This is a genomic window from Streptomyces sp. NPDC057302, from assembly GCF_042667685.1.
Lineage (GTDB): Bacteria > Actinomycetota > Actinomycetes > Streptomycetales > Streptomycetaceae > Streptomyces.
In genome coordinates, this window is sequence record NZ_JBHUZJ010000071.1 from 1 (window position 1) to 16665 (window position 16665).

12 protein-coding genes and 1 pseudogene are annotated in these 16665 nt (G+C 69.7%); 8 read left to right on the plus strand and 5 right to left on the minus strand.

Annotated elements, in window-relative coordinates; genetic code table 11:
- Positions 1–249: 249 nt before the first annotated feature.
- Positions 250–1305 carry a LacI family DNA-binding transcriptional regulator gene (locus ACFUPX_RS34135; protein ID WP_383331738.1) on the minus strand — a complete coding sequence of 352 codons (1056 nt, stop codon included), beginning with the start codon at positions 1303–1305 and terminating at the stop codon, positions 250–252.
- Between the two features lie 336 nt (positions 1306–1641).
- Here ACFUPX_RS34135 and ACFUPX_RS34140 point away from each other — a divergent pair, with 336 nt between their 5' ends.
- From ACFUPX_RS34140 to ACFUPX_RS34170, 7 genes are all read left to right on the plus strand, one after another.
- Positions 1642–2955, plus strand: coding sequence for an ABC transporter substrate-binding protein (locus ACFUPX_RS34140; RefSeq protein WP_383331741.1), 1314 nt, complete (start codon positions 1642–1644; stop codon positions 2953–2955).
- Positions 2956–2960: 5 nt separating this feature from the next.
- Positions 2961–3965: a carbohydrate ABC transporter permease gene (locus ACFUPX_RS34145; RefSeq protein ID WP_383331743.1), complete on the plus strand. Its 1005-nt coding sequence runs from the start codon at positions 2961–2963 to the stop codon at positions 3963–3965.
- A gap of 107 nt (positions 3966–4072) precedes the next feature.
- Complete coding sequence (locus ACFUPX_RS34150) at positions 4073–4885, plus strand: carbohydrate ABC transporter permease (RefSeq protein WP_383331815.1); 813 nt, start codon at positions 4073–4075, stop codon at positions 4883–4885.
- Between the two features lie 155 nt (positions 4886–5040).
- Entirely contained in the window at positions 5041–6462 is a 1422-nt protein-coding gene (locus ACFUPX_RS34155) for a GH1 family beta-glucosidase (RefSeq protein WP_383331745.1), read from the plus strand.
- A 103-nt stretch (positions 6463–6565) separates the two neighbouring features.
- A complete protein-coding gene (gene aspT / locus ACFUPX_RS34160; RefSeq protein ID WP_383331747.1) occupies positions 6566–8245 on the plus strand; it encodes an aspartate-alanine antiporter in 1680 nt (559 codons plus the stop codon).
- Between the two features lie 24 nt (positions 8246–8269).
- A complete protein-coding gene (gene aspT / locus ACFUPX_RS34165) occupies positions 8270–9973 on the plus strand; it encodes an aspartate-alanine antiporter (protein ID WP_383331749.1) in 1704 nt (567 codons plus the stop codon).
- A 45-nt stretch (positions 9974–10018) separates the two neighbouring features.
- Positions 10019–11668: a bifunctional aspartate transaminase/aspartate 4-decarboxylase gene (locus ACFUPX_RS34170; protein WP_383331751.1), complete on the plus strand. Its 1650-nt coding sequence runs from the start codon at positions 10019–10021 to the stop codon at positions 11666–11668.
- Positions 11669–11752: 84 nt separating this feature from the next.
- On the opposite strand, the pseudogene ACFUPX_RS34175 reads toward ACFUPX_RS34170, so the two are convergent.
- The 3 genes and pseudogenes from ACFUPX_RS34175 to ACFUPX_RS34185 all read right to left on the minus strand — a co-directional run.
- A pseudogene (locus ACFUPX_RS34175) lies at positions 11753–12729 on the minus strand (chitinase); the annotation flags it as partial.
- Between the two features lie 349 nt (positions 12730–13078).
- The gene (locus ACFUPX_RS34180; protein ID WP_383331753.1) at positions 13079–14467 is read right to left on the minus strand and encodes a sensor histidine kinase; all 1389 of its coding nucleotides are present in this window, start codon (positions 14465–14467) and stop codon (positions 13079–13081) included.
- Positions 14464–15153 carry a response regulator transcription factor gene (locus ACFUPX_RS34185; RefSeq protein WP_383331755.1) on the minus strand — a complete coding sequence of 230 codons (690 nt, stop codon included), beginning with the start codon at positions 15151–15153 and terminating at the stop codon, positions 14464–14466. Before ACFUPX_RS34185 ends, ACFUPX_RS34180 begins: the two co-directional genes overlap by 4 nt.
- 87 nt (positions 15154–15240) lie before the next feature.
- On the opposite strand from ACFUPX_RS34185, the gene ACFUPX_RS34190 reads away from it, so the two are divergent.
- Positions 15241–15771: a hypothetical protein gene (locus ACFUPX_RS34190; RefSeq protein ID WP_383331757.1), complete on the plus strand. Its 531-nt coding sequence runs from the start codon at positions 15241–15243 to the stop codon at positions 15769–15771.
- A 12-nt stretch (positions 15772–15783) separates the two neighbouring features.
- Here the strand turns inward: ACFUPX_RS34190 and ACFUPX_RS34195 are convergent, their stop codons facing one another.
- Positions 15784–16644 (minus strand): spermidine synthase, encoded by an 861-nt coding sequence (locus ACFUPX_RS34195; RefSeq protein ID WP_383331759.1) that lies wholly within the window; start codon positions 16642–16644, stop codon positions 15784–15786.
- Between the last annotated feature and the right edge of the window lie 21 nt (positions 16645–16665).

Below are 16665 nucleotides of genomic sequence, written 5' to 3' on the forward strand. Positions count from 1 at the left end.
GTCCGCGAAAGCGGACCGGGCCTTTTTCATGTTCGGCTTTCATGTTCGGCGCCCTAGGTACGTGGGGGCGGCTTCCGTGCTCTCACACGGGGCGCGAAAGCCGCCCCCGCACCCGCCCCGCGCGCACCCTTCCCTCCCGCGCGGGCCGGGTGCAGAGTGCGTGTGGCGCTCCGTGGGGCCCGTGTCGGCACGGGAATCCGGGGCGCAAGGGCCGTCGGTTGCCTCCCGCGTCGGCGGCCCGCAGAGACTTCAGGACGACGCCCGCTCCACCAGCTCCGTCGGCAGCACCAGTTGGCGGTGTTCCAGGCGGCGGGCGGAGGCCGGGCGGTCGTCCGCGATCTCGGCGAGCAGCAGGTCGATCATCGCCCGGCCCATCTCCTCGATCGGCTGGCGCACGCTCGTCAGGGGCGGGTCCATGTGGCGGGCGATCGCCGAGTCGTCGAAGCCGACGAGCGCCACGTCGTCCGGTATCCGGCGCCCGGCCTCCCGCAGGACCTGGCGGGCGCCCGCCGCCATCACGTCCGAGCCCGCGAACACCGCGTCGACCTCGGGGCAGACCGCGAGCAGCTCCGTCATCGCACGGCGGCCGCCCTCCTCCGTGAAGTCGCCGGGTGCGATCAGCCGCTCGTCCACCGGGCGGCCCGCGTCCGAGAGCGCCGCGCGGTACCCGTCCAGGCGGCGCTGGGCGCCGTAGACGTCCAGGCGGCCCGTGATGGTGGCTATCCGCGTACGGCCGCGTGCCAGGAGGTGCTCCACCGCCGAGTGGGCGCCCGCGAAGTTGTCGGAGTCGACGGAGGGCAGCGCCTCGTCGGCCGAGCGGCGGCCGCTGATCACCGCGGGGATCTCCAGCTGGGCCAGGAGGTCCGGCAGCGGATCGTCGGCGTGGACGGAGACCAGCAGGACCCCGTCGACCCGGTGGGCCGCGAGGTACTGGGCCAGGCGCTGACGCCTGCGGTCGTTCCCGGCGAAGATCAGCAGGAGCTGCATCTCCGTCTCGCCGAGCTCCGCGCCGACCCCGCGCAGGACGTCGGAGAAGTACGGCTCGGCGAAGAAGCGGGTCTCCGGCTCGGGCACGACCAGGGCGATGGCGTCCGTGCGGTTGGCGGCGAGGGCACGGGCCGCCGTGTTCGGAACATAGCCGAGCTCCGCGACGGCGGCCTCGACCGCCGTCCGGGTCGCCTCGCTCACCCGCGGCGAGCCGTTGATCACCCGGGAGACCGTGCCGCGGCCCACTCCCGCCCTCGCGGCGACCTCCTCCAGGGTCGGTCGCCCGCCACCGCGTCCGCGCGCACCGTGAGCTGCCATTGTCCGCCTCCCGTCGCACTTCCCCCGGCGAGGAATGTAGAGGAATGTAACAGCCTGATCATCGCCGGGCCGATGGGCCGAACGTGTGAGGGTCCCCGTAACGGCGCGAGCGTCGTCCTCGTAACAGCCCGATAACTGAAGACATATCTCTCTGTCCGGTCCCTTGACACCCCCGCCCCCAGCCACGACTCTTCAACTCATCACTTGTGGGAGCGCTCCCACACTACCTGACACGTACACAACCCGCACGTTCCCCGCCCGAGCCGAAGAGTCAAACAACGGGGCAAGAAGCGCAGTTGGCCGGGGGGTCGGCACGTCAGGCAACAGGAGGACGAGATGCGCACGAGTACCCGCCGACCACACCGTCTGGTGGCTATCGCGGCCGTGGCCGCGCTGGCCACGGGCCTGCTGGCCGGATGTTCCAGCGACGACGACAGCGGCTCGGAGGGCGGCGACGGCAAGGTCACCCTCAATGTGGGCACGTTCGGCGTGCTCGGCCTGAAGCAGGCAGGTCTCTACGCCGAGTACGAGAAGTCACACCCGAACATCAAGATCAAAGAAAACGTCATCGAGCGCAACGACGCCTACTACCCCAAGCTCCTGACCCAGCTCCAGTCGGGCGCGGGCGTGAACGACGTCGCCGCCATCGAGGTCAGCAACATCACCGAGGTCGTGCAGACCCAGGGCGCCAAGTTCGAGGACCTGAGCAAGGCCAAGGGCGTGGACAAGTCCACGTACCTCGACTGGAAGTGGAAGCAGGCCACGACGGAGGACGGCAAGACGGTCGGCCTCGGCGTCGACATCGGCCCGACGGCGCTCTGTTACCGCAAGGACCTCTTCAAGAAGGCCGGTCTGCCCACCGACCGCGAGGAGCTCGCGAAGGCCTGGGCCGGCGACTGGGACAAGTACGTCGCGCTGGGCGACAAGTACATGAAGAAGGCCCCGGACGGCACCAAGTTCGTCGACTCCGCCTCCAGTGTCTACAACGCGGTCTTCGCCGGCGCGAAGGAGCGCTACTACGACAAGAGCGGCAAGGAGATCTACGAGGACTCCCAGGGCCGCAAGGACGCCTGGGACGCGGCGATGAAGGTCGCGCAGGGCGACATGTCCTCCAAGCTCAAGCAGTTCGACCCGACGTGGGACCAGGGCTTCGCCAACGCCAAGTTCGCCACCGTGGCCTGCCCCGCGTGGATGGCCGGCTACATCCAGGAGAAGACGGGCCCTGAGGGCAAGGGCCAGTGGGACATGGCCAAGGCCCCCGAGGACGGCAACTGGGGCGGCACGTTCCTCGGCGTGCCGAGCGCGGGCAAGCACAAGAAGGAGGCCACCGAGCTCGCCGTCTGGCTGACCCAGCCCGAGCAGCTCGCGAAGGTCTTCGCCAAGCAGGCCAGCTTCCCCTCCACCCCGTCGGCGTACGACACGCTGAAGCCCTCGCCCGCGACCAAGGCGTACTTCAACGACGCGCCCATCACGGAGATCTACGCCGACATCGCGAAGAACACCCCCTCGGCCATCTACGGCATCAAGGACGCCCAGATCGGCCAGTCCATCACGGACATCGGTGTGCTCCAGGTGGAGCAACAGGGCAAGTCTCCCGCTGAGGGCTGGGAGGCAGCTCAGAAGGAGATCAAGGATGTTCTGGGACAGTGACGCGCATGTCCGAGACCGCTGAGTACGCCGAGACCGCGTCCCCCGGTGAGGGGGACGCGGCCCCGGCCGCGTCCGGGAGGCGCAAGGCCTCCCCCACGTCCTCGTGGCGCAGCCGCCTGTACCGCTGGGACATAAAGGCGTCGCCGTACGTCTTCGTCGCCCCCTTCTTCCTCTTCTTCGGCGCCTTCGGCCTGTTCCCGCTGCTCTACACGGGCTGGGCCTCGCTGCACCGCCTGGAGCTGACCAACCTCGACGACAGCACATGGCTGGGCCTGGAGAACTACACCAACCTGCTCCAGAGCGACTACTTCTGGAACGCGCTCGGCAACACCTTCACCATCGGCGTCATCTCCACCGTCCCCCAACTGGCCATCGCCCTGGGCGTCGCGCATCTGCTCAACTACAAGCTGCGCGGCTCCACCCTGTGGCGCGTGGCGATGCTCGCTCCGTACGCCACATCGGTGGCGAGCGCGTCGCTGGTCTTCACGCTGCTCTTCGCGTGGGACGGCGGCATGGTCAACTGGGTCATCGGGTCCGTCGGCATCGATCCCGTCAACTGGCGTGAATCGTCGTGGGGTTCGCAGTTCGCGGTCTCCTCGATCGTCATGTGGCGGTGGACCGGCTACAACGCGCTGATCTATCTGGCGGCGATGCAGGCCGTGCCGCACGATCTGTACGAGTCGGCATCGCTCGACGGGGCGTCGCGCTGGCAGCAGTTCCGGCACGTGACGATCCCGATGCTGCGTCCGACGATCCTGTTCACGGTCGTCGTCTCCACCATCGGGGCGACGCAGCTCTTCGGTGAGCCGCTGCTGTTCGGCGGCACGTCCGGGTCCAAGGGCGGCGCGGACCACCAGTTCCAGACGCTGGGTCTCTATCTGTACGACCAGGGCTGGATCAACGGCCATCTGGGCCGGGCATCGGCCGTCGCCTGGCTGATGCTCGTGATCCTGCTGCTCATCGCCGCGGTCAATCTGCTGATCGCCCGACGCCTGAGGAAGGACCGATGAACTCCCGCACCGCGGGCCCGGTGACCGACGTCGCCGCGGACCCGCCGACCGCCGTGGCGACGAGCCCGAAGTCGGGCCGCCCCCTGGGGCTCAAGGCCGGGCGCACGATGCACGCGGGGCCCGTGACGTACGTCGTCCTGACGCTGTTCACGGCCGTCTCCCTCGCTCCGCTGATCTGGACGGCGATCGCCGCGTCCCGCACGAGCGGGCGGCTCGCCCAGACCCCGCCGCCCCTGTGGTTCGGCGGGAACCTCTTCAAGAACCTGGAGCGGGCCTGGACGGAGGCGAGCCTGGGCGACGCGATGCTCAACACCACGATCGTGGCGGGCAGCATCACCATCGGCACCGTCCTGTTCTCCACGATCGCCGGATTCGCCTTCGCCAAGCTGAAGTTCAGGTTCAGCGGTCTGCTGCTCCTGCTGACGATCGGCACGATGATGGTGCCGCCGCAGCTGAGTGTCGTACCGCTCTATCTGTGGGTCGCCGACCTCCAGTGGACCAACCAGCTCCAGGCGGTGATCCTGCCGACGTTCGTGAGCGCCTTCGGGGTGTTCTTCATGCGGCAGTACCTGCTCCAGGCGCTGCCGAGCGAGCTCATCGAGGCGGCGCGGATGGACGGGGCGAGCAGCCTGCGGATCATCTGGCACGTGGTGTTCCCCGCGGCGCGGCCCGCGATGGCGGTCCTCGGTCTGCTGACGTTCGTCATGGCCTGGAACGACTTCCTCTGGCCGATCATCGCGCTCAACCAGTCGAACCCCACCGTGCAGGTGGCGCTCAACTCGCTCGGCACGGGCTACATCCCGGACCGGGCGGTGATCATGGCGGGCGCCCTGCTCGGCACACTGCCGCTGCTCCTGGCGTTCATCCTCTTCGGCAAGCAGATCGTGAGCGGCATCATGCAGGGCGCCGTCAAGGGCTGAGACCCGCTTCCGCCTGCCGTACTCCTCTCCCGTACGTCTCGCACACCTCTCCGCCTCTCCACCTCTCACCCGCCAGGGCCGGGCCGCCGCCACCTCGGCCCTGGCGACCGGTCCGCCCTCTTCTTCCCTGTCCCCCTTCCCATGGGAGCGCTTCCATGCCTGAACCCATTACCTTTCCGGCCGACTTCCTCTGGGGCGCGGCCACGTCCGCGTACCAGATCGAGGGCGCCGTACGTGAAGACGGCCGCACCCCCTCCATCTGGGACACCTTCAGCCACACGCCCGGCAGGACCGCCGACGGCGACACCGGTGACGTGGCCGTCGAGCACTACCACCGCTACCGCGACGACGTGGCGCTCATGGCGGACCTCGGTCTGGACGCCTACCGCTTCTCCGTCTCCTGGTCGCGGGTGCAGCCCACCGGACGCGGGCCCGCCGTCCAGCGCGGCCTCGACTTCTACCGGCGGCTCGTCGACGAACTGCTTGCCAAGGGCATCAAGCCCGCCCTGACGCTCTACCACTGGGACCTGCCGCAGGAGCTGGAGGACGCGGGCGGCTGGCCGACGCGGGAGACCGCCTACCGGTTCGCGGAGTACGCGGGCTTCGTCGCCGAGGCGCTCGGTGACCGCGTCGAGTCGTGGATCACGCTCAACGAGCCGTGGTGCAGCGCCTTCCTCGGGTACGGCTCCGGCGTGCACGCCCCCGGCCGCACCGACCCGGCGGCAGCGCTCCAGGCCGCGCACCACCTCAACCTCGCGCACGGCCTGGGCACCCAGGCGCTGCGGGCCGCCCTGCCCAGTCGCGCCAAGGTGGCGGTGAGCCTCAACTCCTCGGTGGTCAGGGCCGTTTCGGACAGCCCCGAGGACCAGGACGCCCGTCGCCGCATCGACAACCTCGCCAACGGCGTCTTCCACGGCCCGATGCTGCACGGCGCCTACCCCGCTGACCTGTTCGCCGACACCGCCCGGGTCACCGACTGGTCCTTCGTGCACGACGGCGACCTGGCCGCCGCCCATCAGCCGCTGGACGCGCTCGGCCTCAACTACTACACGCCCGCGCTCGTCTCGGCCGCGCAGAAGGACTCCGCGAACGCGCGCAACGACGGGCACGGCGCCAGCGAGCACTCCCCCTGGCCCGCCTCCGACGACGTGGCCTTCCACCAGACGCCGGGCGACCGCACCGAGATGGGCTGGACCATCGACCCGACGGGGCTGCACGAGCTGATCATGCGCTACACCCGGGAGGCCCCCGGCCTCCCGCTGTACGTCACCGAGAACGGCGCGGCCTACGACGACAAGCCCGACGCCGAAGGCCGCGTCCACGACCCCGAGCGCATCGCCTACCTCCACGGCCACCTGGCGGCCGTTCGCCGGGCCATCACGGACGGCGCCGACGTCCGCGGCTACTACCTCTGGTCCCTGCTGGACAACTTCGAATGGTCGTACGGCTACGGCAAGCGCTTCGGCGCGGTGTACGTCGACTACGAGACGCAGGCCCGCGTCCCGAAGTCCAGCGCCCATTGGTACGCGGCGGTCGCGGCCGCCGGTGAGCTGCCGCTGGAGGGCGCGCGGAGCTGACCCGAGGGGAACCGGGCCGAGGAGCCGAGTGGCACGCCGCCACCCGGCTCCTTAGGTTTCCCATATGCCACTTATCGCAATAGATCAGGCACGGTGAGCGCCGGTGGGCGTACTCCGTGACCACCCCGAGTTCGCGCTGTTCATCTGCCTGGCCCTGGGCTACCTGGTGGGCAAGGTGCGCGTCGGCCCCATCACCCTGGGCGGCATCTGCGGCACCCTGATCGTCTCGCTGCTGCTGGGCGCCTGGGCCAAGGTCGTCGTCTCCGACGACGTCAAGACGATCTTCTTCGCGCTCTTCATCTTCGCCCTCGGCTATCTCGCGGGCCCCCAGTTCTTCTCCAACCTCAACCGCGAGAGCCTGCGCTTCTTCGTGCTCTGCGGGATCGAGCTCGTCTGCGTCCTGGGCATCGCGCTCGGCCTGGCCAAGGCCTTCGACCTGGACGTCGGGACCGCGGCGGGGATCCTGGCCGGCGCGGCCACCGAGTCGGCCGTCGTCGGTACGGCGACCGAGGCCATCGGCAAGCTGGACGGCCTCACCCCGGACCAGATCACCCAGTACCAGGGGCACGTCGCCACCGCGTACACGGTCTGCTACCTCTTCGGCCTGATCACGATCGTGCTCTACACCAGCCAGATCATGCCGATGATGCTGCGCATCAACCTGCGGGACGCCTCGCGCGAACTGTGGGAGAAGCTGCGCGGCTCGGGCGGCGGCCTGGAGTCCGACGAGCGCCAGGCCCTGCCCGGCATGGTCGGCCGCACCTATCTGGTGACGGAGGCCGACGGCAGGACGGTGGGCGACCTGGAGAGCGAGCTCGACGGCCGGGTCACCGTCGAGGCCGTCAAACGCGGCAGCAAGCAGCTCACACCCGCGCCCGGCCTCGCCCTCACCCTCTCCGACATGGTCCTGGTGGTCGGCCGCCGGGCCAACGTCATCGAGTCCGGGCACCTCATCGGCCCCGAGACCCCCGGCATCCCCGGCGTCGACACCCCGCTGGCCACCGCCCAGGTCGCCGTCACCGAGAAGTCGTCGGACGGCCTGAGCGTGGACCAGCTCCAGCAGCAGCATCCGGAGTTCATCAAGGACGGCGTCTACGTCACCGACGTACTGCGCGGCGATCAGCATCTGCCCGCGGCCGGCGGCACCACCGTGCGCCGCGGGGACGTGCTCACCCTGGTGGGTGCGCGCTCCGGGCTGAACAAGCTGGTCGCCAGGATCGGCGCCGTCGTCAAGAACGACGCCACCGACTTCATCTATCTGGGTCTGGGCATCGCGGCCGGCTCCCTGCTCGGCCAGGTCGTCGTGCACTTCGGCGACGTGCCCATGTCGCTGGGCACGGGCGGCGGCTGTCTGATCTCCGGGCTGCTCTTCGGCTGGTTCCGCTCCCGCAAGCAGACCTTCGGGGCGTTCCCGCCGCAGGCCGCCAACACCCTCAAGGACATGGGCCTGGCGATCTTCATCGCCTGTACGGGGCTCGTGTCGGGGCCGCAGGCCTGGCCGCTGCTCAAGGAGTACGGCGTGCTGCTCCCGTTCGCCGGGATCGCGATGGTCCTCGTACCCGCGACGATCTCGCTCATCGTCGGGCGCAAGCTCCTGAAGATCGAGAAACCGCTCCTCATCGGTGCCATCGCCGGCCAGCAGTGCTCGACCCCGGCGATCACCTCCGTCACCCAGGTGGCCCAGAGCTCGGTCCCGCTCCTCGGCTACACGATCACCTACGCACTGTCCAACTTCCTGCTCCCCCTGACCGGGCCGATCCTCGTCGGCGTACTCGGTGCTTGAGACAGCACCCCCGGAGGGTAAGAAATGATCGACTTCCTCAACCGGAACATCTTCCAGCCCCACCCCGAGCTGCTCGTCTTCATCACCGTGGCCATCGGTTTCCTCTTCGGGAAGCTGCGCTGGAAGGCGATCGGGCTCGGCGCCGTCACCGGCTGTCTCATCGCGGGGCTGCTGCTGGGGGCGCAGTTCAAGGTCGAGATCGACGGGACCGTGAAGAACCTCTTCTTCACGATGTTCCTCTTCGCCCTCGGCTACAAGGTCGGCCCGCAGTTCTTCCGCGGCCTGAAGAAGGACGGCCTTCCGCAGGTGCTCAACGCGGTCGTGGTCTGTGTGACGGGGCTGCTCGTCTGCTGGGCCTTCGCCTCGATGCTCGGCTACGGGCCGGGGCTCTCGGCGGGCCTGCTCGGCGGGGCGCTCACCCAGTCCGCCGTCATCGGTGTCGCGGGCGACGCGATCTCCAACCTGCCGGGGCTCAGCTCCGCGCAGGTCAAGAGCGAGTCGAACCTGGTCGCCATCGGGTACGCGGTGACCTACCCCCTCGGCACGATCCTGTGCGCGATGCTGCTCGCCAACGTCCTGCCCAAGATCTACCGCCGCGACCTGGCGGTCGAATCCGCCGCCCTGGCCAAGGAGTTGGACGCCCCCGGCGACAACCCCGACCTGGCCGAGGGCTACTACGAGGTCGTCCTGCGCGCCTACACCATCCAGCGCCCCGACCTCGCGGGCCGCACCATCGAGGACTTCGAGAACCAGCAGCGCGAGCTGGGCCGCCGGGTCTACATCACGCGCGTACGCAGGGAGGGGAACATCCTCGACCACGACCAGCAGACCGCGCTGCGCGAGGGAGACGTCGTCGCGCTGAGCGCGCTGCGCGGCTCGCTCGTCGAGTTCGACCCGCGTACGCACATCGGCACCGAGACCGACGACGTCGAACTCCTCGGCTACCAGACCGAGTCGCTGCACGTCGTGGCCTCCGACAAGTCCCAGCTCGGCAAGACGATCGGCGACCTGCGCCGCGAGCCGTTCATGGTCGGCGTCTACATCGACAAGCTGTACCGCTCGGGCTCGGAGTTCCCCTACCGCCTCTCCACGAAGCTGGAGCGCGGCGACACCCTGATCCTCACGGGACCCAAGCGCCTGGTGGACCCGGCGGGCAAGGCGCTCGGCAAGCCCGTGCCGACGTCCTTCGCCACCGACATGATCTGGGTGGGCCTCGGCATCTTCCTCGGCGGCTGCATCGGCATCCCGGCGCTCACCGCGGGCGGCGTGCCGATCTCGCTCTCCACGTCCGGCGGCGCGCTGATCATGGGGCTCGTCTTCGGGTGGATCCGCGGCAGGTACCCGACGTACGGGAACGTGCCGCCCGGCGCCCAGTGGTTCATGGACACCCTCGGGCTCTGCCTCTTCGTCGCGGTCGTCGGCATCAACGCCGGGCCCAGCTTCACCTCGGGCCTCGCGACGGCGGGCTGGGGACTGCTGCTGTTCGGCGCGATCGCCACGCTGATCCCGCTGCTCGTCGGCTTCCTCTTCGGGCATTACGTGCAGAAGATCCGCTTCCCGATCCTGATGGGAGTGCTCGCGGGCGGCCAGACGACCACCGCGGCGATCGGCGCGATCAACGAGACGTCCAGGTCCCAGATCCCGACGCTCGGCTACACGATCCCGTACGCCATCAGCAATGTGCTCCTGACCATCTGGGGCGCCGTCATCGTCCTGCTGCACCACTGAGGTCTCCACCACTGAGGCCTCCACCACTGACGTGAGGAATGAGCCGTGCCCAAGACCACCTTCACCCGCGCGGAAATCCAGTCGTTCGCCCAGCTCAGCCCCTTCGAGCTGAAGGACAAGTTCATCCAGATCGCCCAGGCGGTGCAGGCCGACAAGCCGGGCCAGAAGGAGAAGTCCATCCCGCAGATGCTCAACGCGGGCCGCGGCAACCCGAACTGGATCGCCACCGGACCGCGCGAGGCGTTCTACGCGCTCGGCTACTTCGCCCTCTCCGAGTCCCGCCGCGTCTGGACCGCCGACGACCTCGGCGGCATGCCGGAGAAGGAGGGATCGGGCGCCCGCTTCGACACCTTCGTACGCCAGCACCCGGACCTGCCCGGCATCGAGCTGCTCCAGAAGTGCGTCGAGTACGCCGTCGAGCGCTTCGGCTTCGACCGGGACGACTTCGTCCACGAGCTGACGGACAGCTCCGTCGGCGACAACTACCCGGTCCCGGACCGGATGCTGAAGCACGCGGAGAAGATCGTGCGCGGCTATGTCGCCGACGAGATGTTCGACAAGAAGCCGCCCGCCGACAACCTCTCGCTCTTCGCCACCGAGGGCGGCACGGCGGCGATGTGCTACATCTTCGACTCGCTCATGAAGAACGGCATCCTGCACAAGGGCGACAAGATCGCCCTGATGGTGCCGGTGTTCACGCCGTACATCGAGATCCCCGAGCTCGACACGTACGAGTTCGACGTGACGTACGTCCAGGCCAGCAAGTTCACCGAGGCGGGCGTGCGGGAGTGGCGCTACCCGGAGGAGGAGGTCGCCAAGCTCGCGGACCCGGCCATCAAGATGGTGTGCCTGGTCAATCCCTCCAACCCGCCCTCCCTCGCGCTGAGTCAGCGGGTGGCGAACCAGATCAAGGACATCGTCGCCTCCTCCAACCCGAACCTGCTGATCGTGACGGACGACGTGTACGGCACGTTCGTCGAGGGGTTCCGCTCCATCGCCGCCGACCTGCCGCGCAACACGCTGCTCGTCTACTCGTACTCCAAGCACTACGGGGCCACCGGCTGGCGGCTCGGCGTCATCGGCCTGCACGACGACAACGTCATCGACGAGTTGATCGCGGCGCTCCCGCAGGCCGACAAGGACCGGCTCGCCAAGCGGTACGGGACGCTCACGCTGGAGCCCGAGAAGATCAAGTTCATCGACCGGCTGGTGGCCGACTCGCGCCAGGTGGCGCTGAACCACACCTCGGGGCTCTCGCTCCCGCAGCAGATGGTCATGGTCCTCTTCTCCCTCTTCGACATGCTGGAGGAGGGACAGGCCTACAAGCGGCGCATCCGCGCGATCGTGCAGCAGCGGCTCGAACTCCTCCTGGAAGGCGCCGAGATGAAGATCTCGGACGACCCCAAGCGAGCGGGCTACTACATCGAGCTCGATCTGCTCGCCGAGGCGGAACGCGTCCACGGCAAGGACTTCGCCGACTTCCTGGAGAAGAACTACGAGCCGGTCGACCCGCTGTTCCGGCTCGCCGAGCAGACCCATGTGGTGCTGCTGAACGGCGGCGGGTTCGAGGGCCCCGAGTGGTCGGTGCGGGTGTCCCTGGCCAACCTGGACGACCTGGACTACCTGAAGATCGGCCACCATCTGCGGGCGATCTTCAACGACTACGCGTCGGAGTGGCAGGCGAGCAAGGCCTGAGCATGAATGGCGCCCCGACCGGGTGGGGGGATGCCGGTCGAGGCGCCGTGGGGGGCGGTGGTTACGGGGGGCCTTCCGGGGCCGCTACTTGAAGGCGGCGAACGCCTTGGTGAAGGCGAGCGGCTCCTGCTCGATCGACGAACAGGTGGGCTGCGCACCGTTGTTGGCGCCGCCCTCACAGGCCTTGTCGCGGGTCGAGGACCACATGGCCAGCCAGCCCAGGCCCTTCTCCTCGGCGAACTTCACCAGCTGCGTGGCGTCGTCGACCTTGAAGACCTCGGTGGTGACGTCGTTCACGCCGATCATCGGGGTGACCGCGACGGCCTTCCAGGCCGCCTCGTCGGAGAGGTCGAGGGCTCCCTTGATCTGCTTCTGCGTGGCGGTCGCGGCGTCGATGGCGTACTGACCCATGTCACCGCTGTAGGAGGGGCCGTAGTCCATCGCCATGATGTTGACGGCGGAGACCTTCACGCCGTTCTTCTTGGCGTCGGCGACGAGGTCGACGCCCGGCTGGGTCAGGCCCTCGGGCATGACGGGCAGCGTGAACGAGACGTCCAGGCCCTCGTGGTCCTTCTGCAGCTGCGCGATGGCCTGCGCGCGGCGGGTGTTGGCGGCGGTCTCGGGGAGGGCGGCGCCCTCGATGTCGAAGTCGACCTTCGTCAGCTTGTACTTGTCGATGACCTTGCCGTACGCCTTGGCAAGCTCGTCGGCGCTGTTGCACTTGAGGCCCAGCTCCGAGCCCGCCGCGCCACCGAAGGACACGCGTACGTCGCCGCCCTTGGCCCGCAGCGCCTCGATCTGCGAGGCGACCTTGTCGTCGTCGAGCCCGGTGGTGCCGCCCCACAGGGGCTCGCAGCTGCCGCCCGAGGTGATGAAGGCGAGGGTGAACTCCTTGACGCCGGTCTTCTCCGCGGTGTCGACGAGGTCGTAGGCGGGGGCGAGCGAAGTGTCCACGAACGGGGCGAACTTGGCGCTGCCGGCGGCCTTGGCGGTGTCCTCGGCGGGAGCCTTGCTGGCCAGGGCCGTCCCGGAGAAGGCGAAGGCGCCGCCCCCGACGAGGGCGGCGGCTGCGAGCCCGCCCATGACCTTGGACGTGGTGCTCACCGTGCGCCGATGCGTGCTGCTCATCGCGTGCCTGCCTTAGCTGTGCGTGGGGGGTGGGGGTGCGTCAGCACGTTAGCCTCGCGGCGGCAGGACATTGCGGGCAATTGGGGCTCTGCACTGGATCTTAGGGCGGGCTTAAGGGAGCGATCGGGGGCGGTTAATGGTGGGGGCGGGGTTCGCTCCCCACCCCACCCACCCGATCCCTCACATCCCACACCCCACGGGGTCCCGCGGGGTATCGGGTGGGTGGGCGGGAAAGACTCGCCGCGAAGCGGCGGCTTGGAGCAGTGCCTTCCCCGCCAAGGCCTAGCGCACGCTAGGGGTGCGCTTGCGGCGGCGTACGGAACCCCCGTGCCCACGCCCTCCGGCAACAGGCCGACGACCGTCCAGCTGGATCCAGATGCGGACCTCGGTCCCGCCGAGCACGGACCGCCCGATGCGGACATCCCCGCCGCAGGACTCCGCGAGCTGCCGGACGATGTCCAGCCCCAGGCCGGTGGACCCATCGGCCCCCGACCCCGCGCCCCGCGCCAACGCGGCCTCGGGATCGGCGATCCCGCCCCCCGCGTCCGACACCAGGACGATCACCGCGTCCTCGCCACTGTGCACGTCCACCGCGAACGCCGCCCCCTCCCGCGTGTGCCGGAAGACGTTGCCCAGCAACGCGTCCAGGGAGGCGACGAGTTCGGGGCGTGCCACCGGGATCCACACCGGCCGCTCCACCCCGGCGACCCGCACCTCGCGCCCCTCGTCCTCCGCGAGCGCCGACCAGAAGGCCATGCGCTCCTGGATCACCTCGGAGGCGTCGCAGCCCGCGCCGGGGCCGACCGCGGCGGTCTGGGGCTTGGCGTCCCGTGCCGTACGGATGATCGTGTCGACCTCGCGCTCCAGCTTCTCCACCGCGATACGGGTCTGCTCGGCCGCCGGACCGTCCCCCAGGGACGCCGCGTTGAGCCGCAGCACCGTCAGCGGGGTGCGCAGGCGATGCGAGAGGTCGGCCGCCAACTCCCGCTCGTTGGCGAGGAGTTGCACCACCTGGTCCGCCATCGAGTTGAACGCCACCGCGGCCAGGCGCAGTTCCGTCGGGCCTTCCTCCGGCACCCGCGCCCCCAGCTTCCCCTCCCCCAGGGACTGCGCCGCGCCCACCAGCCGCTTGGCGGGCTGCACCATGCGTACGCCGAGCCGGTCCGCCACCGCCACGGACCCGATGATCAGCGCGACGCCGACACCGGCGAGCACCAGCCACGCCGTGGTCACGCCGTTGCTGACCTCGCCCTCGGGCACGAAGATCTCGACCACGGCGATCTGGGTGGAGCTCAGGGCCGTCGGCTGGAGCAGCGCGAAGCCGCCCTCGACCGTGGCGGTCCGCGCCCGGCCCTCCTTGCGTGTGGTCTCCACCGCGTGCGGGTCCGCCCGCCGGTCGCCGATCTCCAGGGCGGGTGCCTTGTCGACGGCCGGTACGTACACGGCCATCCGTCCCTCGCCGCCCGCCTCGGAGGTGGCGACGGCCCGCGTCAGCTGGTCGCGGTCGGTGGTGATGGAGAGCGTGGGGCCCATGCCGGCCGCGTGCCGTTCGGCGTTCGAGAAGGCCCGGTCACGCGCCATCTCCTGGATGACGAGCCCGAGCGGCACCGCGAAGGCCACCACGACCATCGTCGTGACGGCGAGGCACACCTTGACCAGTGCCCACCTCACTGCGGTGGCTCCAGCTTGACGCCGACACCCCGCAGCGTGTGCAGATAGCGCGGCCGTGCGGCCGTTTCGCCCAACTTCCTGCGCAGCCACGACAGATGGACGTCGATGGTCTGATCGTCGCCGTAACTCTGCTGCCACACCTCGGCGAGCAGCTCCTTACGCGGTACGACGACGCCGGGGCGCCCGGCGAGGAAGGCCAGCAGGTCGAACTCGCGCCGCGTCAGATCGAGCCGCGCGCCGTCCAGCTCCGCCTGGCGGCGCAACGGGTCGATGGCGAGCCCACCGACCCGTAGCTCCCGGCTCGGCGGGGCTTCGCCCGCCGATACGCGCGAGCGGCGCAGGACGGCGGCCATCCGCGCCGACAGGTGCTCGACGGAGAACGGCTTGGTCAGGTAGTCGTCGGCGCCGTCGTTCAGGAGCCTGACGATCTCGGTCTCGTCGTCACGCGCGGTGGCGATGATCACGGGGACGTCGGTGATCCCGCGGAGCATCTTCAATGCCTCGGAACCGTCCAGATCGGGCAGACCGAGGTCCAGGATCACCACGTCGAAACGGAAATGGGCCACTTCGCGCAGCGCCTCAAGGGCGGTGCCGACGCTGCGCACGGTGTGCGATGCCTCGGTCAGATGCCGGATGAGAGCGGAGCGTACGAACTGGTCATCCTCGACGACGAGCACACTTGCCATGGGCGGCACCGTACGCCATACGAGTGACCCCGGTCCTCCCGGGAGACCGGCGACACCGGCGGGTCCCGTGGTGCAGTATGGCTCGCGATGCGCAGAGGACTCATACACGCAATAGCCTGGTCGCTCGCCACGGGCGCGGCGGTCACGCTCTCCTGGTGGGGTGTCCACACGGTCATGGCGGGCACCGCCTACGACCCGCCGCGCGCCGTCCCGCTGGCCGCCGACGGCGACGTCGCCGAGCCGCTCTCGTCCTCCACGCACCGCCCCGATCCGACGCCGACCCCCTCACGGTCGAAGTCGAAGGACCCCTCGAAGACCGCGAAGCCCCCCGAGAGCAAGCCGTCCAAGACGAGCACGGGCAAGCCAAGCGCCCCCGCCGAGCCCTCCTCCACTCCGGGCAACGTGAAGAGCTACTCCTCCGACGGCGGCCGGGTCGTCTTCGACCTCGGCAAGGACTCCGCGACGCTGGTCTCCGCGACCCCGGCGGCGGGCTGGTCGGTGCAGGTGTGGAAGCAGGACACCTGGATCCGGGTGGAGTTCACGTCGGGCGCCGACAAGGTCTCGGTGTTCTGCACCTGGCACGACCACGCCCCGGTGGTCGAGATCAACACATACTGACGCCCGGCCGATTCAGCGGAACACCGAAGGCGGCGGCGCCGGTGACGCCACCGCGCTCGCGTCCGTGACCGCCACCGCTCCCCCGCTGAAGTCGACGAGCGCCCGCCCGTGCTCGACCCGGGCCGGATGCGAGTCCCCCGCGCTGCGCCGGGTCAGCTCGGCGACCGGCAGCGCCGCGTCGGAGCCGACGAGCACCGCGTTGCCGAAGCGCTTGCCGCGCAGTACGGCCGGGTCGGCGATGAGTGCGAGCTCCGGGAAGAGCGCGGCGGCGGTGGCGAGCTGGCCGCGCAGATGCGCGAGCGGCGGCCCGTCGGCGAGATTCGCCGCGTAGAGACCGCCGGGCTTCAGGACCCTGCGTACGTCACCGAGGAACTCGGCGCTGGTGAGGTGAGCTGGGGTGCGGGCGCCGCTGAACACATCGGCGATGACGAGGTCCGCCCAGCCGTCCGCGATCTTCGCGAGCCCTTCGCGGGCGTCCGTACCGCGCACACGGACCCGGGCCTGCGGGTCCAGGGGCAGTTCGCGGCGGACGAGTTGGATGAGCGCGGTGTCGCGCTCGATGACCTGCTGGGTGGAGCGCGGCCGGGTCGCGGCTATGTAGCGGGCGAGGGTGAAGGCGCCGCCGCCGAGGTGCAGGGCCTGGATCGGCTTGCCGGCCGGCGCCACCAGGTCGGCGACGTGGCCGAGCCTGCGCTGGTACTCGAAGTCCAGATACGCCGGGTCGTCGAGGTCGACATGGGACTGCGGGGCGCCGTCCACGAGCAGCGTCCACGCGCGCGCCCGGTCCCGGTCGGGCATCAGCTCGGCGAGCCCGCCGTCCACCTTCTCGACGACGGCTTGCGCCTCTTCCCGGGATCGCCTGTTCCTTGCCATCGAACCATTATCGGCGTACGC

Excerpts from the sequence above, each read along its gene's own strand:
- ACFUPX_RS34135 (WP_383331738.1), bottom strand. The coding sequence starts at position 1,305 with ATGGCAGCTCACGGTGCGCGCGGACGCGGTGGCGGGCGACCGACCCTG.
- ACFUPX_RS34140 (WP_383331741.1), top strand. The coding sequence starts at position 1,642 with ATGCGCACGAGTACCCGCCGACCACACCGTCTGGTGGCTATCGCGGCC.
- ACFUPX_RS34145 (WP_383331743.1), top strand. The coding sequence starts at position 2,961 with ATGTCCGAGACCGCTGAGTACGCCGAGACCGCGTCCCCCGGTGAGGGG.
- ACFUPX_RS34150 (WP_383331815.1), top strand. The coding sequence starts at position 4,073 with ATGCACGCGGGGCCCGTGACGTACGTCGTCCTGACGCTGTTCACGGCC.
- ACFUPX_RS34155 (WP_383331745.1), top strand. The coding sequence starts at position 5,041 with ATGCCTGAACCCATTACCTTTCCGGCCGACTTCCTCTGGGGCGCGGCC.
- aspT (WP_383331749.1), top strand. The coding sequence starts at position 8,270 with ATGATCGACTTCCTCAACCGGAACATCTTCCAGCCCCACCCCGAGCTG.
- ACFUPX_RS34185 (WP_383331755.1), bottom strand. The coding sequence starts at position 15,153 with ATGGCAAGTGTGCTCGTCGTCGAGGATGACCAGTTCGTACGCTCCGCT.
- ACFUPX_RS34190 (WP_383331757.1), top strand. The coding sequence starts at position 15,241 with ATGCGCAGAGGACTCATACACGCAATAGCCTGGTCGCTCGCCACGGGC.
- ACFUPX_RS34195 (WP_383331759.1), bottom strand. The coding sequence starts at position 16,644 with ATGGCAAGGAACAGGCGATCCCGGGAAGAGGCGCAAGCCGTCGTCGAG.